The 22756-nt window shown below is 43.7% G+C and carries 19 protein-coding genes and 1 rRNA gene; 14 read left to right on the forward strand and 6 right to left on the reverse strand.

Annotation, left to right across the window (positions count from 1 at the left end):
- Positions 1 to 3: 3 nt before the first annotated feature.
- The 5 genes from rrf to FTV34_RS13595 all read left to right on the forward strand — a co-directional run bounded on the left by rrf (position 4) and on the right by FTV34_RS13595 (position 4800).
- A 5S ribosomal RNA gene (gene rrf, locus FTV34_RS13575) occupies positions 4 to 118 on the forward strand.
- 330 nt (positions 119 to 448) lie between these two features.
- A complete protein-coding gene (locus FTV34_RS13580) occupies positions 449 to 1813 on the forward strand; it encodes an MFS transporter (protein ID WP_034171560.1) in 1365 nt (454 codons plus the stop codon).
- A gap of 366 nt (positions 1814 to 2179) precedes the next feature.
- Complete coding sequence (locus FTV34_RS13585) at positions 2180 to 3529, forward strand: aromatic acid/H+ symport family MFS transporter (protein WP_180070518.1); 1350 nt, start codon at positions 2180 to 2182, stop codon at positions 3527 to 3529.
- An 83-nt stretch (positions 3530 to 3612) separates the two neighbouring features.
- Positions 3613 to 4455 carry a hypothetical protein gene (locus FTV34_RS17965; RefSeq protein WP_257226165.1) on the forward strand — a complete coding sequence of 281 codons (843 nt, stop codon included), beginning with the start codon at positions 3613 to 3615 and terminating at the stop codon, positions 4453 to 4455.
- A gap of 21 nt (positions 4456 to 4476) precedes the next feature.
- Complete coding sequence (locus FTV34_RS13595; protein WP_166137434.1) at positions 4477 to 4800, forward strand: ankyrin repeat domain-containing protein; 324 nt, start codon at positions 4477 to 4479, stop codon at positions 4798 to 4800.
- Between the two features lie 59 nt (positions 4801 to 4859).
- Here the strand turns inward: FTV34_RS13595 and FTV34_RS13600 are convergent, their stop codons facing one another.
- Both FTV34_RS13600 and FTV34_RS13605 read right to left on the reverse strand, forming a co-directional pair.
- The gene (locus FTV34_RS13600) at positions 4860 to 5411 is read right to left on the reverse strand and encodes a type 1 glutamine amidotransferase domain-containing protein (protein ID WP_180070520.1); all 552 of its coding nucleotides are present in this window, start codon (positions 5409 to 5411) and stop codon (positions 4860 to 4862) included.
- 350 nt (positions 5412 to 5761) lie between these two features.
- Entirely contained in the window at positions 5762 to 6454 is a 693-nt protein-coding gene (locus FTV34_RS13605; RefSeq protein WP_180070522.1) for a TIGR04219 family outer membrane beta-barrel protein, read from the reverse strand.
- 130 nt (positions 6455 to 6584) lie between these two features.
- Here FTV34_RS13605 and FTV34_RS13610 point away from each other — a divergent pair, with 130 nt between their 5' ends.
- From FTV34_RS13610 to zupT, 4 genes are all read left to right on the forward strand, one after another.
- Complete coding sequence (locus tag FTV34_RS13610; RefSeq protein ID WP_180053078.1) at positions 6585 to 8033, forward strand: aldehyde dehydrogenase family protein; 1449 nt, start codon at positions 6585 to 6587, stop codon at positions 8031 to 8033.
- 593 nt (positions 8034 to 8626) lie between these two features.
- Positions 8627 to 10102 (forward strand): sodium-dependent transporter, encoded by a 1476-nt coding sequence (locus FTV34_RS13615; RefSeq protein WP_180070525.1) that lies wholly within the window; start codon positions 8627 to 8629, stop codon positions 10100 to 10102.
- A 10-nt stretch (positions 10103 to 10112) separates the two neighbouring features.
- Positions 10113 to 10223 (forward strand): methionine/alanine import family NSS transporter small subunit, encoded by a 111-nt coding sequence (locus FTV34_RS13620; protein WP_004780392.1) that lies wholly within the window; start codon positions 10113 to 10115, stop codon positions 10221 to 10223.
- Positions 10224 to 10306: 83 nt separating this feature from the next.
- Complete coding sequence (zupT, locus tag FTV34_RS13625) at positions 10307 to 11122, forward strand: zinc transporter ZupT (protein WP_180047698.1); 816 nt, start codon at positions 10307 to 10309, stop codon at positions 11120 to 11122.
- A gap of 62 nt (positions 11123 to 11184) precedes the next feature.
- On the opposite strand, the gene rsmB is transcribed toward zupT, so the two are convergent.
- Both rsmB and fmt read right to left on the reverse strand, forming a co-directional pair.
- Positions 11185 to 12489: a 16S rRNA (cytosine(967)-C(5))-methyltransferase RsmB gene (rsmB, locus tag FTV34_RS13630; protein WP_180070527.1), complete on the reverse strand. Its 1305-nt coding sequence runs from the start codon at positions 12487 to 12489 to the stop codon at positions 11185 to 11187.
- Positions 12486 to 13448: a methionyl-tRNA formyltransferase gene (gene fmt / locus FTV34_RS13635; RefSeq protein WP_004780397.1), complete on the reverse strand. Its 963-nt coding sequence runs from the start codon at positions 13446 to 13448 to the stop codon at positions 12486 to 12488. Before fmt ends, rsmB begins: the two co-directional genes overlap by 4 nt.
- Positions 13449 to 13855: 407 nt before the next feature.
- Between fmt and ilvD (FTV34_RS13640) the strand changes: the two genes are divergently transcribed.
- The 5 genes from ilvD (FTV34_RS13640) (at position 13856) to FTV34_RS13660 (ending at position 20210) form a co-directional block, all read left to right on the forward strand.
- Complete coding sequence (gene ilvD, locus FTV34_RS13640; RefSeq protein ID WP_081402678.1) at positions 13856 to 15685, forward strand: dihydroxy-acid dehydratase; 1830 nt, start codon at positions 13856 to 13858, stop codon at positions 15683 to 15685.
- Positions 15686 to 15888: 203 nt separating this feature from the next.
- A complete protein-coding gene (ilvD, locus tag FTV34_RS13645) occupies positions 15889 to 17574 on the forward strand; it encodes a dihydroxy-acid dehydratase (protein WP_180070529.1) in 1686 nt (561 codons plus the stop codon).
- A 152-nt stretch (positions 17575 to 17726) separates the two neighbouring features.
- Entirely contained in the window at positions 17727 to 19007 is a 1281-nt protein-coding gene (locus tag FTV34_RS13650) for a hypothetical protein (protein WP_180070531.1), read from the forward strand.
- Between the two features lie 21 nt (positions 19008 to 19028).
- Positions 19029 to 19316 (forward strand): chorismate mutase, encoded by a 288-nt coding sequence (locus tag FTV34_RS13655; protein ID WP_004780403.1) that lies wholly within the window; start codon positions 19029 to 19031, stop codon positions 19314 to 19316.
- Positions 19317 to 19472: 156 nt separating this feature from the next.
- Complete coding sequence (locus FTV34_RS13660; protein WP_180070533.1) at positions 19473 to 20210, forward strand: sulfite exporter TauE/SafE family protein; 738 nt, start codon at positions 19473 to 19475, stop codon at positions 20208 to 20210.
- Here FTV34_RS13660 and FTV34_RS13665 read toward each other — a convergent pair.
- Together FTV34_RS13665 and FTV34_RS13670 are read right to left on the reverse strand one after the other, a co-directional pair.
- Positions 20207 to 21112, reverse strand: coding sequence for a LysR family transcriptional regulator (locus tag FTV34_RS13665; protein ID WP_180070545.1), 906 nt, complete (start codon positions 21110 to 21112; stop codon positions 20207 to 20209). The two genes, FTV34_RS13660 and FTV34_RS13665, sit on opposite strands and share 4 nt — an antisense overlap.
- Before the next feature lie 97 nt (positions 21113 to 21209).
- The gene (locus FTV34_RS13670; RefSeq protein ID WP_180070535.1) at positions 21210 to 22505 is read right to left on the reverse strand and encodes a solute carrier family 23 protein; all 1296 of its coding nucleotides are present in this window, start codon (positions 22503 to 22505) and stop codon (positions 21210 to 21212) included.
- Between the last annotated feature and the right edge of the window lie 251 nt (positions 22506 to 22756).

A 22756-nucleotide genomic window follows, 5' to 3' on the forward strand; every position in this document is an offset into this window, starting at 1 on the left:
TGTGCTGGCGACCATAGCAAGAGTGAACCACCTGATCCCTTCCCGAACTCAGAAGTGAAACCTCTTAGCGCTGATGGTAGTGTGGGGTCTCCCATGTGAGAGTAAGTCATCGCCAGCTCATTATTCCAAAAGCCCTCTGCTCATGCAGGGGGCTTTTTTTTATGCGTGGGGTTTCTAGGAAAAGGAGTAAATAAACTCCTAATTGTGTCTAGATAATAAAAATATAAATAACGTGAAAAGTATAATTAATTAACTTCGTCTTATTTTCTTATTGGTCTGTTTAAAAAATATTCGATCTACGACTTTAGCCTAAATTTTATTAAAAACATTTAACTTGGTAAGTTTTGCAGTAGACAAGGTTTAAAGAATCATCCATTTTATATACAAAAGTGAATGAACGTTCATTTTTTCACAGAATAAAAAAGCTCACAATTGGAGGTGAGGAAAAATGACAGCAACAACAGTGAATGTGAATGCTGTAGTGGATGAAGCAAAGTTTAAACCTTTTCATTTAAAGATCGTACTTTGGTGCGTATTTGTCGTTATTTTTGACGGTTATGATCTGGCAATCAACGGTGTTGCTTTACCCCTACTGATGCAAGAATGGAATATGACGGCAGTTCAGGCCGGAATGCTTGCAAGTACCGCTCTGGCGGGCATGATGTTTGGTGCCATGCTCTTCGGTATGCTGGCAGATAAAATTGGACGAAAAAATGTCATCTTGATTTGTGTGACCTTATTCAGTGGATTTACGTTCTGGGGCGGTTTTGCCTCTGGTCCGACTGAATTTGGTATCCTGCGTTTTATTGCGGGCTTAGGTATTGGCGGTGTATTACCCAATCTGGTCGCATTAACTTCTGAATATGCGCCACAAAAAATGCGCAGTACTTTAGTGACTACCATGTTTAGTGGCTATGCAGTCGGCGGGATTATGGCGGCGTTATTAGGTGCCTGGTTTACCCCAAGTTTTGGTTGGGAAATCATGTTCTATATCGCGGGTATTCCATTATTGATGCTGCCTATACTGTATTTGTATTTACCGGAATCTTTAACTTTCCTGGTAAAGAAACAGCAAAATGAAAAGGCCAGCAAAATTGTTCAACAGATCAGTCCTGAGCAAAATGTCACTGCAAGTACCCAGTTTGTACTGAATGAAGTGCATGCGCCAGATGCTTCAATTGCTGCTTTATTTAAGCAGGGCCGTAGCATGAGTACCTTATTATTCTGGTGCTGCTTCTTTATGTGTCTGCTTATGGTCTACGCATTGGGTAGCTGGTTACCAAAACTGATGATGGCAGCGGGTTATTCTCTGGGTAACAGCTTGATGTTCCTGATGGCCATGAATATTGGTGCAGTGGTTGGAACCATTGGTGGCGGTATTCTGGCGGATCGTTTCCATCTGAAACCGGTCATTATTGGCATGTTCTTGCTAGGTGCTGTATCCCTAGTGGGATTAGGCTTTAACTCTCCACAGGCTGTAATTTATCTGTTAGTCGCTGCTGCAGGTGCTTCGGCAATTGGTAGTAGTATTCTGCTCTATAGTTTCGTGGCTCAGTACTATCCATTGGCAATCCGCTCTACTGGTATTGGTTGTGCGTCCGCAGTCGGTCGGGTAGGGGCAATTGTTGGTCCAATTATTATTGGATTCCTGTTGGGTATGGAGCTGCCACATAAAATGAACTTCCTGGCAGTTGCGATTCCAGCCATTATTGGCGCGATTTCAGTGGCGATGATTGTACGTAAAGATCTGAATGCAGAACGAAATGCTGAGACCTTACTGGCGAAACAGAAGCTGAATTCTATTAAAACCTAGTCACTTTTTGCCAATCCACTTGCTATAAATCTGAATTGAGTCAAAAGATCCCTTTCATAAGAAAGGGATTTTTTGTTTAAAGTATAAAAATCATTCATAAAAAATTGAATAAATCAAAAAATCATTGGTCTATAGACTATTTATATAAGCATTTTAATGAGAATAATAAATGTCTAATTATTCAATTATTTAGTTTTATAAAAATGTGATAAATCACACAAATAGCCGCTATTTTATGGCTGAAATTGCTCCATCATTTGGTCTTATTGTGCACTAAATCTCACTTGCGTATATTGCTAAAACTTGAATATTCCCCCGGATATTCAAAAGGATTTTATGGACAAGTACTCATGGGAGATGAGAACGATGACAACGGAAACAGTAGATATAAATTCTGTAGTCGATAATGCGAAATTTACGCCTTTTCACTTCAATGTAGTTGCTTGGTGTTTACTCATTATCTTGTTTGACGGCTACGATTTAGCAATCAATGGTGTTGTTTTACCTTTATTAATGCAGGACTGGGGCTTAAGTGCCGTTCAAGCGGGAATGCTTGCCAGTACTGCACTTGCCGGCATGATGTTTGGCGCGATGATCTTTGGTTCTCTAGCAGATAAAATTGGCCGTAAAAAAGTCATCATGATCTGTATCGTATTATTCAGTGGTCTGACCTTTGCCGGCGGTTTTGCTTCAAACCCGACTGAGTTTGGTATATTACGCTTCCTTGCTGGACTTGGCATTGGTGGTGTAATGCCAAACCTGGTGGCACTGACCTCTGAATATGCACCACAAAAAATGCGTAGTACCTTAGTGACCACCATGTTCAGTGGTTATGCGGTAGGTGGTGTGATGGCTGCCTTATTAGGTTCATGGTTTACCCCAAGTTTTGGTTGGCAAATCATGTTCTTTATCGCAGGTATTCCATTATTTTTATTGCCTGTGATCTGGAAATTCCTGCCGGAATCTTTAGCTTTTATCGTCAAAGACAACAAACAGGAAAAAGCACGTCAAATTGTACGTCGTTTGGCTCCAAATCTAAGCGTTACAGACACTACCACCTTTAAACTACCACAGGAAAATGTACCTGAAGCAGCAAACGTGGTGAGCCTGTTCCGTCGTGGCCGTGCGGTAAATACGTTATTGTTCTGGGTTGCTTTCTTTACTTGTCTACTAACTATGTATGCGCTGAGCAGCTGGTTACCGAAGCTGATGATGGCAGCGGGTTACTCAATGGACAACAGCCTGATGTTCATGATGGCGATGAACGTAGGTGCAGTGGTTGGCATTGTCGGTGGTGGTATTTTGGCTGACCGTTTCCACCTGAAACCGGTATTGATGTTCCTCGGTATGATGGGTGCGATTGTGATGAGCTCAATGGGCTTTGCATCTAACCAGTTCCTGCTTTACATCCTGGTGTTCCTGGCTGGTGCAGCATCAATCGGTTCGCAAATGTTGCTATACAGCTATGTTGCACAATTCTACCCATTGGCAGTACGTTCAACAGGTATTGGCTGGTCATCTGCGATTGGTCGTATGGGCGCGATTGTTGGCCCGATCCTGATTGGTGGCTTACTGGGTATGAATCTGCCTGCACACTTTAACTTTATGGCAGTCGGTTTACCGGTACTGATTACAGCGATTGCAGTTGCCTTAATCATGCATGATGATGAATCTGAAAAGATTGCTTCAGCAGATACGATTCCTGCAAAAGCTTAAAACTTAGCTTGAAATAAGAAGCCTCCAAAAAGGGGGCTTTTTTATGCTATAAGAATTTAATTTTTAAAAATAAATTTCAAAAGATGAGTGAAGAACAATTAATAGCTGAAGCTATTTTGCAACTTAAACAAGAGTCGAATGTCATTAAAAATTATATTTTCCCGATAGCTATGGCACTTTTTTCTTCATTGATTGGTGCAGTAATAGGGTATAGGGTTTATTTAAGACAAGAAAAGCTAACTGCAGAAAAAAGGAAGCTAGATATACTTAATAAATGGATTTTGATCGCAGATGAAATGCATCAATCATTACTTGCTACTAAATATAATTATTACGGTAATTTAACTTCAAATCCATATCAGAGATTTCTCGTTGTTCCATCAATTATTGGTATGGGAAAAAATTATCAACTTGAATATCATGAATTAGTTTTCATTACAGACCAAAAAGAAACTAAATGGTTGAACGTAGCCTATCTAAGAACTCTTTTTTCTAATTACAACACTTTGCGTTCAATGTGGAATATTAGAAATGAACTTAATGATAAAGTCCGTATACAGTTCTTTAAAGCTAATAATTTAAATACGGCATATGCTGATTTAAGTGATGAAGAAATAGAGTCAAAAATTAATCAGAGTGATTTATCTTGTTTAATTGATCTAACAGAGCGTAGTTTACGGCTTACCGATGACTTAATTATTGAATTTTATAAATTTTTAAACGAATTTCCTACAGCTGTAAGTAAGAAAATAGATTTAAAGTTATTGAAAAATTATGGGTTTATATTACATCTTGATTTTAAAAAGAATAAAGCAGTACATCTTTTATTAGAGGAATGTCCTTTACCTGATTATAAAAAAATATCAAAAATTACAGGAAAGACTGAAGAAGAACTTATGGCAAGATATAGTCCATTATTTAAGTAAAAATAGTAATGGGTAAAATATATGGAATTTAATTCTATCTCCCCAATCCCTGACGATGACGATGAACTGCATCTTCCTGAACTGGTGTACTGGGCATCCTTAGGTGATATTGAACAGGTCGAACAAGCCTTGCAGGAAGGTCTGGATGTGAATTCAGCCGATGAAGAAGGCTATAGTGCCTTACATGCAGCTGCTGAAAACGATCATCTGGAAGTAGTTAAACTGCTGGTGAGCAAAGGCGCAGATGTCGATCATCGCAGTACCTATACCGCGTTGGAACTGGCAGAAATGGCCGGTAATAAAGATGTAGTGGCTTATCTAAAAAGCCTGAAAGGTGGCATTTAAATAAAATAAGATCAAGAAAATAAAAAAGCCTCCAGATGGAGGCTTTTTATAGTGTGAACTTAGGCAGCATCGCCTTCCAGCTCTTTTAAGATAGCATCATTGAAAGCAGGAATGTCATCCGGATTACGTGAAGTAATCAGCACCCAGTCACCAGTATTGCAGCGATGAACCTGTTCATCGACCCATTTACCACCGGCATTTTCCAGATCCAGTTTGATGCTCTTGTACGAAGTCAGGTTTTTATCCTTAATTCGCTGTGCATCAATCAGAACCCATGGCGCATGACAGATTGCGGCAATTGGTTTTTGCTGATCAGCAAAATGCTGCACGATTTTCTGGGCAGATTCATTGATTCTTAGCGTATCTGCATTCACAGTGCCACCAGGAACAACCAAGAGATCATAATCATCCAGTGTGACATGATCAAAACTGGTATCAGGCGTATATGAGGTAGCAGCTTTAGTATCGCCTTTTACTGTTGCCACCTCTTCATTTTTTTCTGCCGCATGAATCACTTCAAATCCTTTGGATTTTAGAAAATTTAAAGGCTCGACCAGTTCATCATGTTCAACGCCTTGGTTTGAAGTAATAAAGAGGACCTTTTTTACCATGATTGCTGTTCCCAAAAAATGTGAGGATTTTCAGATTAACAACAAGGCTATTCTTACAATGTTGGATTTTTAGCTCGGAACTGTTAAACAATGCTAAGAATTTATAGATAAAAAAAGCCCCAACATCCTGTTGGGGCTTTTTTCGTATCTCGTGTTTAGGTATAACTCCTGTCGTACCTCACGTCCTGGTGCACTGCTTTATTCTTCTTGTTTTTAGGTATTTGAGCTTCCTGCTCTGTATGTTTGTAGAATAGTCTGAACCTGAAAGCTGGCATAGACGTCGATGACATCTATCATTGTACGTCTGGGCTTACAGGGTAAGGACCGATTTCCATAACTCATTATATTACTTAAAAGTGTATATCTAAGCCGATATAAGGACCTTTAAATTCCAGTTCCAAGTCTGGCGCATTATTTTGTTCGGCATCGATATTCATGATGCGATAGCCGACTTTAGCCCCTACATCAACCAGCAGGTTATCAATAAAGTCATATTGCAGTTCAGCCTGAACATCAGTCTTTTTGATATCGCTACCGTGACTGTAAACCGCTTCAGCTTTAGCACTCATGCCAGTAAATGGCAGTTTTACCCCAGCTGTAGCGTAGAGTAATGGACTGTATTCATCTAGATCGTACTGAGTCAGGACACCTGCATTCAGATTTCTGACTGTACCATCCAGATTAGTCAGACCCGCACCGATATCAGCATGCACAATGGTATCTAGCAGTTCGTAATACAGAATATAGTCGATATTATTGAGTTCGATATCGGCAGCATTCAGCAGGGTGCTTTGTTCGCTATTGCTGTCCAGATTCACATATTTGATTTTGGCATTTGGCAGTAGTGGTACTGGATGTTCAAATGCGACAGAGAGTTGTGCCGTGCCTTGGCGATCCAGGTCCTGTTTGCTGGCATTTGCAGACTGGCTATAACCGTCAAAATTCCAGTAGCTGGCATCTGCTTTAAGACCAATCACATCGGCATGGCCTATGCTGCTCAGTCCTAATCCTAGTAATAATGCAGTGAATAATTGTGTACGCATTTCTAATTTTCCTTACGCTTTCTTTAAATTGAGCGATTTTGTTACCTAAATACATCTTCTTAAACGTAATCAGTAAGTGCATGATATAGGTAATTTCTAAAATGTATATGCTAATGTGAAGGGCAGAATAATGGGATCGACAGCAGCACAACATCATCAAGACTATCCATTATATGTGGCAGGACAGCCGGTAAAAACGGGTGAATGGCTGGAGGTCAAACATAAATATAGTCAGGAGCTTTATGCACGTGTCGCGCTGGCAGATGCTGAAACTTTAGAAAAGGCGATTCAATCTGCGACTCAGGCAGAAGCAGAAATGGCAGCATTGGAACCTTTCCAGAAACAAAAAATTCTGCTGCATTGTGTGAAGCGGTTTAATGAAATCCGTGAAGAACTGACTGAAATCCTGATTGCGGAAGGTGGCAAGCCACGTAAAGCAGCCGGTGCAGAAGTAGAACGTCTGATCAATACCTTCCAGATTGCGGCAGATGCGGTCACCCAGATGGATCAGGGCCGTATTTTGCCTCTGGCAGTCACTGCCGCAGCTTCCGGTTATCAGGGCATGGTCAAACAGGTACCGATTGGCGCCGTTTCCCTGATTAGTCCATTTAACTTTCCATTAAATCTGACAGCACATAAAATTGCACCGGCAATTGCTGCAGGTTGTCCATTCGTGTTGAAACCGGCGAGTCTGACTCCGGTTTCAGCCTTAAAAATTGCCGAGATTCTGGCAGAAACTGATTTACCGAAGAATGCATTCTCAGTTCTGCCGTGTCCACGCGATCTTGCAGATGTACTGGTCACAGATGACCGTTTTAAATTGCTAAGCTTTACCGGTTCCGATGTCGTGGGCTGGGATATGAAAGCCCGTGCCGGCCGCAAAAAAGTTACTCTGGAACTCGGTGGGAATGCCGCAGTAATGATTGAGCCAGATACTGAACTCAGCGAACAGCTGATTGATCGTCTGATTGGTGGCGCTTATGGTCATGCAGGGCAGGTGTGTATCAGTGTGCAACGTATTCTGGTGCATCAGGATATTTTTGAAGAACTGAAAGACAAGCTGGTTCAGAAACTGCAACATCTGAAAGCCGGTGATCCCGATCTGGAAACAACTTTGTTAGGGCCAATGATCAAGGAAGCTGAAGCTAAACGTTTGCATCGCTGGATGGAAGATGCCGTAGCGCAAGGTGCCCATGTACTGACCGGTGGTGAAGTGAAGGGTGCGATGTTTGAACCGATCCTGTTGGAAAAGGTAGACCATCAACTGGAAATTTACCGTAATGAAGTGTTTGGTCCGGTCGCCATTATTGAAGCTTATAGCGATTTTGAATCAGGGATTGCCTGTATTAATAGTAGTCGTTTTGGTCTGCAAGCCGGCATCTATACCCAGAATCTGCAGAAGATGATGTATGCCTGGGATCATCTGCATGTCGGCGGTGTGATTATCAATGATATTCCGTCATTCCGTGTTGATAATATGCCTTATGGCGGTGTCAAGGATTCCGGTCTGGGCCGTGAAGGCATTCAGTCTGCGATTCGTGACATGCAGGAAGAACGTATGCTTGTCATCAAATGTTAAGCTGACCGAATCAATCAGTACTATTCCACAATCGGCATAAGGCAGGTCGGTTGTGGAATTTTGCTTTTTATTGCTTAAAAAGGTAGCAGGCTAGGTAGAAAAGATAAGCTGAATAAACTAAGACACAGCTCTGTTTTTATTCAGAAGAAAATGAACGAAGAAGATTTAAAAACACTTTTTCAATCTCTATTTAATACTTGATAAATTAAGAGCGAAAAATAGCTTGAAAACTGTAGTAAAACTTAAAAACAATATATTCCAAAAAGTTTATATACATATAACCAATAAAATCAAGGGCTCAGCGTAGAATTATTGAGCATTTGATAAGAATAGATTATAAAAAAAGAATGTTTTAAGCAGAAATTACAGAAAAAAATTGAAAAAGTCAGTATTGTTGAACCATCTACAAGGTCGGCTTTCTGCTCAGACTTTAAGCAAGCTGTCCGGCTAGCTGACCTGTTTGTATATTAGAATTCGATGCCCAAAAGGTATAACTCTAATTCAAACACCCGAAATAATTGAAATGCTTCTTCAGTGCTCGCGACATAACCATAATAAGCAGTATTGAATGAAGTTTAAAGTTTAGGTGTTCTATGACAGATACTCGAGAGAATTGGTCGGCACGATCAGGATTTATTATTGCAGCCATTGGCTCTGCCGTTGGTTTGGGGAATATTTGGCGCTTTCCATACGTTGCCTATGAAAACGGTGGCGGGGCATTCCTGATTCCGTATCTGATTGCGATTTTTGCAGCAGGTTTACCTTTATTATTTTTAGATTATGCAGTCGGACATAAGTTCCGCAAAGCACCACCGATGGCCTATAAAAAACTCATGAATGCAGAATCTCTGGGTTGGTGGCAGGTCATGGTGACCCTGATCATCGGGATTTATTATGCCAGCGTCCTGTCTTGGGCCGGCAGCTATATGATTTATTCCTTTGGACAGCAATGGGGCACAGATACACAAGCCTTTTTCTTCAATAGCTACCTGCAAAATGGTGAGGGCTTAACTTTCGGTTTTGTACCGGTCCTGTTCTTTGGTCTGGTGATCGTTTGGGCAGCCGTGATGCTGATTCTTTACGGTGGGGTACGCCGTGGGGTGGAACTGGCGAATAAAATCTTCATGCCATTACTGGTAATTTTATTCACGATTCTGGTGATTCAGGCGGTACGTTTACCGGGTGCAGTCGATGGCTTAAATGCTTTCTTTACCCCAAACTGGGAAGCCATGACCAATTATAAAGTCTGGTTGGCTGCGTTTGGTCACATCTTCTTCTCACTTTCAGTGGGTTTCGGGATTATGTTGACCTATGCCTCTTACCTGAAACGTAAAACTAACCTGACCGGTTCAGGTGTCGTGGTGGCATTGGCTAACTCGTCTTTTGAAATCTTGGCAGGTATTGGGGTTTTTGCAGCACTTGGTTTTATGGCGTTCAGTTCAGGTGCGAAGGTTGAAGATGTGGTCTCTGGTGGTATCGGTCTGGCCTTTATTGCCTTCCCGAAAATCATTTCCAGCTTAGGTGCAGGTGGTGACCTGTTCGGCTTCCTGTTCTTCGGTTCATTAACAGTGGCAGGTATTACCTCCATGGTGAGTATCCTGCAGGTGCCAATTGCGGCATTCCAGGACAAACTTGGCTGGTCGAAGAACAAGTCAGTGACGATTATTGCGGGTGGTTCAGCAGTTGTATCTACCTTAATGTTCTCGACTCATAGTGCCATTACCTTTGTCGATATCATTGACTACTTTGCTAACAATATTGGTATTGTGGGTGGTGGTCTGTTCTCGATTATTTTACTGTCCTGGTTCCGTCGTCCATTGATGAAACAGCTAGAAACACATGTGAACGAGTTTGCCAGTCTGAAACTGGGTGGCAGCTGGAAATTCATGCTGACTGTGATCACACCGTTATCTTTATTATCAGCATTGGGTTTAACCCTAAAATCAATCATGGCAGAAGGTTATGGTGATTATCCTGCAAGTACGCTATGGATAATTGGTGGGGGCACGATTGCATTCTTTATTCTGGGTGCCATTCTGTTCAGTCTAGTTAAAGATCGTCATAGTTAGGAGAACGAATATGAATACATCTGCATTGATTATGATGATTTTCTCCATGGTTTTATTATGGGGTGGTCTGGCACTGGCTGTCATGCATCTGGCAAAAAATCCAGAAGAACCAGAAGACTAAAAATCTTCACATAAACACATTGTTGCTGTAAATGAAAGTCATTATCATCTTTGGTGATAATGACTTTTTTAATGGGCAGACTTATGGGAATTACTCCCGTTACCGATGCACAAGTCTATACTGCTTTTGCAGTGACATTTTTGGCAGGTCTGGCTACCTTGGTGGGTGGGGGATTGGTGCTGTTCTTGAAAAAACCCAACTACCGGGTTTTAGCCTTTGGATTGGCCTTTGCTGCCGGAGCAATGATCTATGTCTCTCTTACAGAAATTTTAAATAAATCGATCAGTTCATTTAGCCTGGCCTTTGATGAAAAATCCGGTTTTGCTTATGGCACCTTTGCCTTTTTATTGGGTGTGGTACTGGTTTTATTGCTGGATCGATTCGTTCCTAATCCGCATGAAACCATTGAGGCACAATCGAAACAGGATCTGAGTCAGCCGCAATTACTAAGAACAGGACTACTGACGTTATTTGCGATTAGTGCACATAACCTGCCAGAAGGATTGGCGACTTTTTTTGCGACGCTGGAAAGTCCTGCACTGGGTGCACCATTGGCGGTTGCCATTGCGATTCATAATGTGCCTGAAGGTGTTGCGATTGCATTACCGGTTTATGGTGCAACAGGCCGTAAAGACTATGCACTTGTGGCTAGTCTGGTTTCAGGCCTTGCTGAACCTCTGGGCGCTGCGCTGGGTTATTTCATTCTGGCGCCGTATATGAGTCATACCATTTATGGCATGGTGTTTGGGATTATCGGTGGGGTGATGGTTTATCTGGCACTGGATGAACTCTTGCCGACTGCAAAACGTTTTTCTAAAGGTCATGAAACCGTTTATGGTCTGGTCAGCGGTATGGCGGCACTGGCGACCAGTCTAGTGATTTTTAAATTTGTACAATAAGAATCTCAAATCAAGAAAATAAAAAAGGCAGCCGAAGCTACCCTCTCTTTTAACAATATTATTTAAGCAGTTTTTTCAATCCGGCAATAGAAGAAGCCATCGCCTTGACCGGTTTTAGGGAGAAGCTGACGGCCATGGATCTGTTCAATACCCCAATCGGCTTCAATTTTGATTTCCTTAGCATCTGCATGCTTGCTAAAGAATTCGACCATTTGCTGTTCATTTTCCGCTTTAAGAATTGAGCAGGTGATATAGAGCAGGGTGCCTCCGACTTTGAGTTGCTGCCACATATTTTCCAGAATCTGCTTTTGTAACTCTACAGTCTGGATGATATCTGTTGAATGACGTAACAGACGAATATCTGGATGGCGACGCATTACACCGATGGCTGAACATGGCGCATCCAGCACGATACAGTCCGGCTGTTCCGGTGCCTGCCAGGTAATGGCATCTGCGGCTTTAATTTCAACGTGTTCGCCTTCAAGTAACAGACGTTCAAGATTCTCAGTGACACGCGTTAAACGCTTGGCATCCTGATCCAGCGCAATCAGTTTACGCGGCTGATATTTTTCTAGAATATGCGCCGTTTTACCACCCGGTGCTGCACAGGCATCAATCACAAACTTGTCATCCAGATTTGGCAACAAGGTAGCGCAGAGCTGGGCATGTTCATCCTGTACCGAAAAACCGCCGACATCAAAGCCAGGTAAGTCAGGTACCTGTACATTGGCATCGAGAATAATCCCGACCTTGGAAACAGTACAGGCATGGGCAGGAATTTCGTGCTCGTCCAGAATTTCCAGATAGTCTTCGCGGCTAACCTGACGTTCATTTACGCGCAGGGTCAGTGGAGCAATCTGCTTTAGCTCATGACTCAATTCAGTAAGCTGTTCTGGCCAGTCTTTTTTCAGGCGTTTAAATAGCCAGCTTGGCAGGCCATGAGCCTGATCCAGTGCTGCCTGAAATTCCGATGTTTCACGTGAAACACGGCGCAGAATGGCATTCACTACGCCACTTAAAGCCTGATAACCAAGTTGCTTTACTGCAGTCACGGTTTCAGAAATGGCAGCGTGTGGCGCGATTCGGGTTTCCAGTAACTGGTATAGGCCGACATAAAGACAGGTTTCGACCGTATCATTATTTAAAGGCTTCACTAGCAGAGGCAAAGTAATACTTTTAAGTGCATACCATTGACGCAAAGTACCCAAAACCAGTTCATGGAACAGGGCACGGTCACGGTCGGCCACTTTCTTTAAATGCAGCGGCAAGATACTGGCCAGAGATTGTCCTTGCTGTACAGCAAGTAAGGTACGAATCACTTGGGCACGCAAGTTAAGGTGAGATGTGCCTGATTCAGAATGACTCATGCCAATAATTGTCCTACATGTAATTTTTGGGTCTGGTTAATTTGTACCGGATTGAGCGGTTTGCCGCCCGGCCATTGCAGTGAAGTGAGACAAACTGCTTTCTCATCACCACAGGCCACATGCACACCCTGTTTATCAATTGCCAGAATCGTGCCGGCGGCATGACAGTGTGCATTTTTTTCTGAGAGTACCGAACCCCAAACCCGCAGGTTGTTATTTTCATCTAGAGGGATAAAAGCCACCGGCCAAGGATTAAAGGCACGGATATTACGGTCAATATTAGAGGCAGTACAGCTCCAGTCAATTCGGGCTTCTGCTTTAGATAGCTTATGAGCATAGACGGTAAGTTCTTCGTCCTGCACTTCCCGTGCGGCTAAATACTGTTGTAATTTTTCTTCAGATTCCAGTACCGCTACAATTGCTTCCGCACCTTGAGCAGCCAGTTTATCGTGCAGGCTGGCTGAAGTATCTTCTGCAGTGATAGGACATAAAGTTTTATACATCATATCACCAGTGTCCAGCCCGGCAGCCATTTTCATGATAGTCACGCCAGTTTCGTGATCACCTGTTGCAATTGCACGTTGGATCGGCGCAGCACCACGCCAGCGTGGCAGCAGTGAACCATGAATATTCAGGCAACCATATTTAGGCGTATCCAGAACCACTTGCGGCAAAATCAGACCATAGGCAGCTACAACCATCACATCAGCATTCAACGCTTTTAACTCAGCCTGAGCAGCAAGACCTTCTTCAGTTGAAGATTTAAAATGAAGTGGCTGATATACCGGAATGTCATGTTCAAGCGCCAGCTGTTTCACAGCAGAAGCGGTAAGTTTCTGACCACGGCCGGCTTTACGATCCGGCTGAGTATAGACCGCCACAATTTCATGATCGGTTTTGAGAAGCGCAGCCAATGCAGTTGCTGCAAATTCTGGTGTGCCTGCAAATATGATTTTCACACATGAAATTCCAAATAAACTTGGCAGCTATTATAAGCTAAAAGCCAAATGGCCGCCTAATCTACAATGCACTTAACTGTTACAGCGATTATAGATTCCTACTTTTAATTAAATTTTATATAAAAAAAACTCATGCAAATTCTAAAAATTATTCATGAAAGTTTTGTATTGTCCGATCCATGATGGCGGTATAGTAGCTTTATTAAGAGATTTTTATTGTCAGCTCACCGAGACCTCTCTATAGACATTTTTGTCTGCATCTACAACGAATAGGTCATCTTGTAAAACAATGGCTTGTAGTATGATAGGTCTAACATTCGACTGATTTAAGCTCATTGTCAGTATGATCTAGCCAGAGTGAACCTTTTTCGGTTCATTTCAAGCTCAAACTTTGTTGGAAATATAAAATGCCTGACTATCGTTCAAAAACATCGACACACGGAAGAAACATGGCGGGTGCGCGTGGCTTATGGCGCGCAACTGGGATGAAGGATGAAGACTTCGGTAAACCGATTATTGCAGTGGTGAACTCATTCACCCAGTTTGTACCGGGTCATGTTCACCTTAAAGATCTAGGCCAACTCGTGGCACGTCAGATTGAACAGGCAGGCGGTGTAGCAAAAGAATTCAATACCATTGCTGTTGATGACGGCATTGCGATGGGTCATGACGGTATGTTGTATTCACTGCCTTCACGCGACCTGATTGCTGACTCGGTAGAATATATGGTCAGCGCACACTGTGCCGATGCCATGGTGTGTATCTCGAACTGTGACAAGATCACTCCGGGGATGTTGATGGCAGCAATGCGTCTGAACATTCCAGTGGTATTCGTGTCTGGCGGTCCAATGGAAGCGGGTAAAGTGAAAATCCGTGGTAATGACAAAGCCATCGACCTGATCGATGCGATGATCGTCGCTGCAGATGACAACTATACTGACGAAGAAGTTGCGGAATACGAACGTTCTGCATGCCCAACCTGTGGTTCATGTTCAGGTATGTTCACTGCGAACTCAATGAACTGTTTAACTGAAGCATTGGGTCTATCACTTCCAGGTAACGGTTCAACTTTGGCAACGCATGCGAACCGTAAAAAACTGTTCGAACGTGCAGGTTCTCTCATTGTTGAACTGGCAAAACGCCATTATGAACAGGACGATTACAGCGTATTACCACGTTCAATGGTGACCAAAGCATCGTATGAAAATGCCATGACTTTAGATATCGCAATGGGCGGTTCAACCAATACTGTTCTGCACTTATTAGCTGCTGCAAACGAAGCCGGTGTGGACTTCACTATGGATGACATTGACCGTCTGTCTCGTAAAGTACCCGTGCTTTGTAAGGTTGCTCCTGCGAAGAATGACGTGCATATGGAAGACGTACATCGTGCCGGCGGTATTATGTCGATCCTCGGTGAACTGGATCGTGCAGGCCTGTTAGATACCTCTGTTGGTACGGTTCATGAAGCAACATTAAAAGATGCTTTAGATAAATGGGACATCATCCGTACTGAAGATGAAGAAGTGTATAAATTCTTTAAATCAGCACCAGGTGGCGTACCGACTCAGACTGCATTCTCACAAGATCGTTACTACTCACGTCTGGATGGAGACCGTGAAAATGGTGTAATCCGTAATGCAGAACATGCTTTCTCTAAAGACGGTGGTCTGGCTGTACTTTATGGCAACATCGCGCTGGATGGCTGTATCGTAAAAACAGCTGGTGTAGATGAATCAATCCTGAAATTTAACGGGACTGCACGCGTATTTGAAAGCCAGGATTCTGCGGTAGATGCGATTCTGGGTGGCAAAATCACAGCAGGTGATGTAGTTGTGATTCGTTACGAAGGTCCACGTGGTGGCCCTGGTATGCAGGAAATGCTGTACCCAACCAGCTACCTGAAATCTAAAGGTCTTGGTAAAGAGTGCGCACTTCTGACTGACGGCCGTTTCTCTGGTGGTTCTTCAGGTCTGTCGATTGGTCACGTTTCTCCGGAAGCGGCTGAAGGTGGTGCTATTGGTCTGGTTGAAGATGGCGACCGTATCGAAATCGATATTCCAAACCGTACCATTCACCTAGCTGTGGATGATGCGACTATGGCCGCTCGTCGTGCTGCTCAAGATGAAAAAGGCTGGCATCCAGTAGAAGACCGTCCACGTAAGATTTCTAAAGCTTTGAAAGCTTATGCCATGCATACCACAAGTGCTGCAAAAGGCGCAGTACGTGAAATCTAAGCTGTAAGTTTTATAGCGCAAAAAAGCACTCCAGATGGGGTGCTTTTTTAAATGCTAATCTAAGTTTTTAATAATTGCACTGCCTCAAATAACCGAATCAGATACACAGAGTCTTACTTTTATCTAAAGATCGCTTTCTATACAATCGAATAAAACCTAGACAGCTTTTAAGCTTCACAAGAATTACATCCAGGACGATTAAAATGAGTAAAGACAATATCCGAGAACATTCTGCTCCCGTCTATGAAGGCATCGAAAATGCACCGGCCCGATCCATGATGCGTGCCACCGGTTTTCAGGATGAAGACTTTACTCGTCCGTTTATCGGGATCGCGTCGACCTGGGCCAATGTGACCCCTTGCAATATGCATATTGATGGCCTGGCACGTACAGTCGAGCAGGGCGTGAATGCTGCCGGTGGTAAGGGCATTATCTTCAATACCATCACTATTTCCGACGGGATCTCGAACGGGACTGAAGGGATGAAATACTCCTTGCTGTCGCGGGAAATTATTGCTGACTCGATTGAAGCAGTAGTTGGTTGTCAGGCCTATGATGGCGTGATTGCCATTGGCGGTTGTGACAAAAACATGCCGGGCTGCATCATGGGCTTGGCACGTTTAAACCGTCCAGGTCTGTTTATTTATGGCGGTACTATCAAGCCGGGTGAAGGGCATACCGACATGATTTCGGTATTTGAAGCGGTGGGTCAGCATGCCAAAGGCGAAATTAATGCGATTCAGGTGAAACATATTGAAGAAGTGTCTTTGCCAGGGCCGGGTTCTTGTGGGGGGATGTATACCGCCAATTCTATGGCCTCTGCGATTGAAGCTCTCGGCATGAGCCTGCCAGGCTCATCCGCACAGGAAGCGGTGTCTGAAGACAAGCAGATTGACTGCGCCCGTGCTGGTGAAGCAGTGATGAATCTACTGCGTCTGGATATCAAGCCACGTGACATCATGACCAAAGCGGCTTTTGAAAATTCAATTAAAGTATTGATTGCATTGGGTGGATCAACCAATGGAGTGCTGCATCTGTTAGCCATGGCGCATACAGCGGGTGTTGAGCTGAGCCTAGATGACTTTGTACGAATTGGTAAAGAAATTCCTGTCGTGGCCGATGTCCGTCCATCCGGTAAATATCTAATGTCGGAACTGATTGCCATTGGTGGGATCCAGCCATTGATGAAACGCATGCTGGATGCTGGCATGCTAGATGGTTCCTGCCTGACTGTGACCGGAAAAACACTGGCAGAAAACCTGGCCGATGTAGAAGATTATCCAGAAGGTCAGCAGATTATTTTGCCATTCGACAAGCCAGTGAAAAAAGACTCGCATCTGATCATTATGAAAGGCAACCTGTCACCGAATGGGGCTGTGGCTAAAATTACCGGTAAGGAAGGTCTATATTTCAAAGGACCGGCCCGCGTGTTTGAAGGCGAACAGGGCGCGATGCGCGGGATTCTGGATGGCGAAGTTCAACCAGGTGAAGTAGTTGTCATTCGTGGTGTCGGGCCTAAAGGTGGACCGGGCATGCCGGAAATGCTGAAACCGACTTCTGCTATTATTGGTAAAGGTCTGGGGGATTCAGTCGCACTGATTACTGATGGCCGTTTCTCAGGCGGAAGTCATGGTTTTGTGATTGGTCATGTCACACCGGAAGCCTATGAGGGTGGCCCGATCGGCCTAGTGCAAAATGGCGATGAAATTTCTATTAATGCAGAAACCCGTGAAATGACCTGGCATATTTCGGATGAAGAGCTTGCTGCACGTCAGGTGGCTTGGGTGAAACCAAAACCGAATTACACCCACGGAGCATTGGCAAAATTCGCCAAACTGACTTCTGGGGCAGAGACCGGGGCCGTGACTGACCTAAATCTTGAAATCTAAACTCTTAGAAAACATTGAACATTTGTTGCTGACTTGATATAAGTTTTGCACAAGACTTATATCAGGTCATAAACATCCTCATAATAGGATGTTGAATAAAACGATCCTGCTGGCAAGGGCTGGCATGACAAAATCTTTTCGAGGCACCTCTCATGTCCCTGCTACGCCGTTGGTTTGATCCAATCCGATCGAGTTGGTTTTACCAGAAACCAGTTCGTCAAACGGTGTTATCTATTGAAGATGGCTTGAGCATCCATTTAAGACTGGATGATGTTTATAGTTATCTGGCGGTACAACAGTTACCGCAACTGGAAGAAATTCTCAGTCCGGAACTGAAGCCACTCAAAGTCATCATTTCAGATCAGCGGGCTGAGCCGCCTAATCAGATGTCTTTTGATGAATGGCAGCACTATTGCCTGAATGATGCCAAAATTTTATCTAAACAGCATCGTTTCAGCTTTCATGAGACCCCAGAATTACCGACAGCTGAAGCCTTAAAGCAGGCAGAAACCATCCTGAGAAATACGCCACTACGCGGACAGGATTTTCTGTATTTGCTGGAAGATGTCTTTCATATGCTCTGGCAAAAACAGAACGGAAAATTACGCACTTTATATGCGATGGCCAGCCGTCATCATTCGCCGCAGAATTTTCCGGAACGAATTTTTGAGCATAGTCCGATTCTGGCCAGTTATTTCCAGTTTGGCGGACGCCAGTATCAGGCGGTAGATGATCTGTTACGTCTGACCCGTCGCCTGAAACAGCAGAGATTACTGACCGGCAATCCGATTTTCCTGATCAATCATATTGAATGGCGTGAGCATCTGATCAGTGATGCCGAAGAGCTGAATGAAATCCAGTCCATGGACCCGGAGCTAGACCTGTATATCGCTCTGGAAGATCCGATTTCCTGGTTATTGCTAGCCTATATTAAGGAAGAGTTGGCTGATTTTTATAATATCCAGTTGAATGTCTATCCGCTGTCTTATCAGGGACGGGACTGGTTTGACTGGAGTCTGGCGACACGCTTATCCAAGCGGACTGAAGTCAAATTTACCCCATTCTGCCGGCCAACCGAGCAGGCTGTAATGCCGATGGCGCAATTGTTTTATAGCTGTCCGGAAGAGCAGCGGATTGAAGCCATGTACCAGATTCTGGAAGCGGTCTGGACCCGTGGTTATGATCTGTCTTATGCGGCACATTTCAAGCGTATGCAGCAGGAACTGAATATTACTGAACTGACCCAGGAAGATGTTCTGGCCAAGTTGCAGGAAAATGACACCTTATGTGAAATGAAGTCCCAGCCGAATTTACCGGTGCTGGAACTGCGTATTGATGGGCAAAGTTATACATTTAATAGCTTATATCGTGTCTGGATGATTGAAAGTATTTTCAGTAATGTGTTAGAAGAAAAGTATAAGAGTGATAACTAAACTGAAAGTGACTGAATAAACATGGAAAAAATCAAAGCTGAATCATTACAACATGCACGTCAACAGATCGATGCCATTGATACAGCTTTAGTCGAGCTGATCGCTGCGCGTCAATTTTATGTTGATCAAACCACCCGTTTTAAAAAAACTGAAACTGATCTGCAATCACCGGAGCGTATGGAACAGATCGTGGAAAATGTCAAAGCCTTGGCACAACAGCAAGGTGTGGATCAGGCGTTTATTGAACATCTGTACCGGGAAATGTTCCAGTATTTCATTCAGCGTGAACTGAAAGAATTCCGTCCTTAAACAATTTTCATATCCGATTTTTGCTGATGAATCTGATGAGTTTCGGCACATCCATCTGAAGCCTCAACATTTGCTTGAGGCTTCCTTCTTAAAACCCTGATTTTACTCTATTCGTGATTTCTATAGCATGAGCTTAAATCAATTTAGGGTCATCAGATGACTGCTTTTATTATTGCTATTTTTGCTCTGGCTGGCCTGATTAAAGGCACCATTGGATTAGGTCTGCCTGCGGTGTCCATGGGTTTGCTGACCATGTTTATGAGCCCATTCCAGGCAGCAACTTTACTGATTGTGCCTTCGATGCTGACTAATTTCTGGCAGTTATTTGCCGAAGGTCATGTACTGAAACTGATTCGCCGTTTCTGGCTATTGCTGGCAGGCATTATCGTGGGTTCAATCTGGAGTATTTTTCCGACGTTGGGCCATTCTGAATTTCATAGTGAAGCCTTACTGGGGGGGATGCTTGCCCTGTATGGCCTATATGGTTTACTGGCAAAACGGATGCCAGATTTAAGCCCGCATGAAAAGTGGCTTTCTCCAATTATGGGATATCTCGGGGGTGCCTTGACCGTGGCAACCGGGGTAGTGGTAATTCCAGTGGTGCCTTATTTGCAAACCCTGCATTTAAAACGTGATGATCTGGTTCAGGCCTTAGGATTGGTATTTACCACCTCGACGGTGTGTTTGGCAATTTTCCTGCACCAAAACCCGGTGGAAGATATGCCGATTGATTATGCCATGTCGGCCATTGCACTGATTCCGGCCTTGATCGGGATGTGGTTCGGCAAAAAAATCCGTTCCCGTATACCTGAACAGAAATTCCGGACAGTATTTTTTATCGGCCTGATCGCCTTAGGCAGCTATATGATGCTACATCAATTCGGCTGGATTTAATTCAGGATTTTTTGTACATCCGCAGAAATGAGGAACTGGCTAAAGTGCTGATAGGCGGTGCTTAGTTCATCAAAGTTCTTTGCAGCTAACAATAACTTGCGGTTGGCCCAATCTCCCGTCAGTTGGATTTGATGAAATGCATAGAGCTTCGACAAACGTTGTGCAGCACGTTTTGGCATGATCGCGATACCTACACCATTGGCCACAACCTGGGCAATGGCGGCAAAATTTGGTAAGCGTAAGCGGTATTGAATTTCACAGTTCAGCAAGCGAGCCTGAGTTTCAATGGATTGCTGCAAAGAGTGATATTGCATCAGACCAACAAAGGGATAATTCAGACAGTCTGCTAATGTTAATGCCTGATTAGCTGCCAGATCATGCTGTTCAGGGCAGATCAGCACCAGAGGATCATCTGAAAATTCCAAAGTCTGTAATTGTGGTGCAGGAAAAAAGCTGGAAATAAGTCCTAGCTTGGCAGTACCACTCGCTAAAGCTGCAATAATGTCCTTGCTCTCTGCTTCTTTGAGGTCGATCTGGATATTTGGGTTATTTACCAGATACTGTGGTAATAATAGGGGAAGGTACTCACTTTGTGCTGAAGAGTTACACCATAAGCTGATATTGGAATGGAGTCCTTCACTAAAACCGGCCATGGCTTGAGACAACTGTTGTCCCTGTTGCAACAGGGCTTGGGCATGCTCAGCAAAGACCTGTCCCGCAAAAGTCATTTTCACCCCGCCAGAATGGCGGCTGAACAGACTGACCTGATATTGCTGTTCCAGCTTTTTAATCCGCTCACTGGCTGCCTGTAAGGAAATGGCAGAGCGTTCAGCACCTTTGGTCAGACTACCTGTGTCGACTATATTGAGAAAAAGACGTAAATCAAAAAAATCCAGACGCATCGACAGGATGCTCATATAAAAGATCAGGCCTATTTAAACAATTCTTATGATATAAAAAAAGCAGCCTGGAGGCTGCTTGAAAATTTAAGTCTTCACATTATTTTTTATCGACCAGGCTAAAGAACCAGTTCAGGAATAACGCAGCAAAGGTCGCTGTACCAATTCCACCGAGGTTAAAGTTACCGAAGGTCAGGGCAAAGTCACCCGTACCCAGAATAATCGTTACTGCTGCCACCATCAGGTTTTTGTTCTGTGAAAAATCGACTTTATTTTCGATCCAGATTTTCGCACCGGCAATAGTAATCAGACCAAAGACCACAATTGAGGCGCCGGTTAAAATCGCTGTTGGAATGGTATGAATAATCGCACCAAATTTCGGCGATAAACCGAGGAATACTGCAAATACACCGGCAACAGCAAAGATAATCGTCGAGTAAACCCGGGTAACGGCCATCACACCAATATTTTCACCATAGGTAGTCATACCCGGTGCGCCCACACCACCTGCCAAGGTAGTTGCAATACCGTCCGCCACAAAGGCTTTACCGATATGCGGATCTAGATTCTCACCGGTCATGGCACCCACGGCTTTAATATGTCCCAGGTTTTCTGCAATCAGAATCAGGGCAATGGGTGCAATGATCAGCATGGCATTGGTATCAAATACAGGTGCATGGAAGCTCGGAACACCAAACCAGCCAGCTTGCTGAATGGGCGCAAAATCAATCGCAGTCCCATAGCCCATCACATTACTTAAAATGTAGTAAATGAAGTAAGCTAGCAATAAACCGATCAAGAGCAATAAACGCTGTACCAGACCTGTGGTAAACACCGCAATGGAACCCATACACAGCACGGTCACCAGTGACATCCACATATTAAAGGTATTGCCCATGACGTTTTTCACGGTCACAGGGGCCAGGTTCAGACCAATAATCATCACCACCGCACCGGTCACGACAGGCGGCATCAGTTTTTCAATCCAGCGGGTTCCTGTTGCCATCACCAGAATACCCATCAAGGCATAAAGCACACCACAGGCAATAATCCCGCCAGCGGCGACACCAATATTTGGATTCAGTCCGCCAGCACCTGCATAACCGGTTGCCGCAATTACCACCCCAATGAACGCAAAGCTTGAACCCAGATAACTTGGTACACGACCACCCGTGATCAGGAAGAACAGGATGGTACAAATCCCCGACATTAAAATGGCCAGATTGGGATCAAAACCCATTAGAAATGGCGCCAGTACCGTCGCACCGAACATGGCAAAGGCATGTTGTACCCCCAAGATCAGGGTCTGGGCAGGCGGTAAATACTCTGCGGTACCTACTGGTCGTGCATCGATACTACCCTCATAAGGACGCCACTTGGGAAACCAATTGGACATAAAATGAGCACTCAAAAGATAAATTGTGCACATCATACTCTTGTTTTTTAGAAGATTTAATTACTGAAACAAAATTTTTGTTCAAATTAATTCTATGACTTTATTTGATATTTTACCGTGCGGTAAAAGTTTTTTAAATCAAAACTAAAGCTAAATCAGTGGATTAATTCCCGGACAATTCATATTCAACTTCTATAAGTAATTTTAATTTGATATATAAATAAAGCTTTTTTTGGCTATTGACTGATCAA

This window comes from Acinetobacter sp. YH16038 (assembly GCF_013417275.1).
Lineage (GTDB): Bacteria > Pseudomonadota > Gammaproteobacteria > Pseudomonadales > Moraxellaceae > Acinetobacter.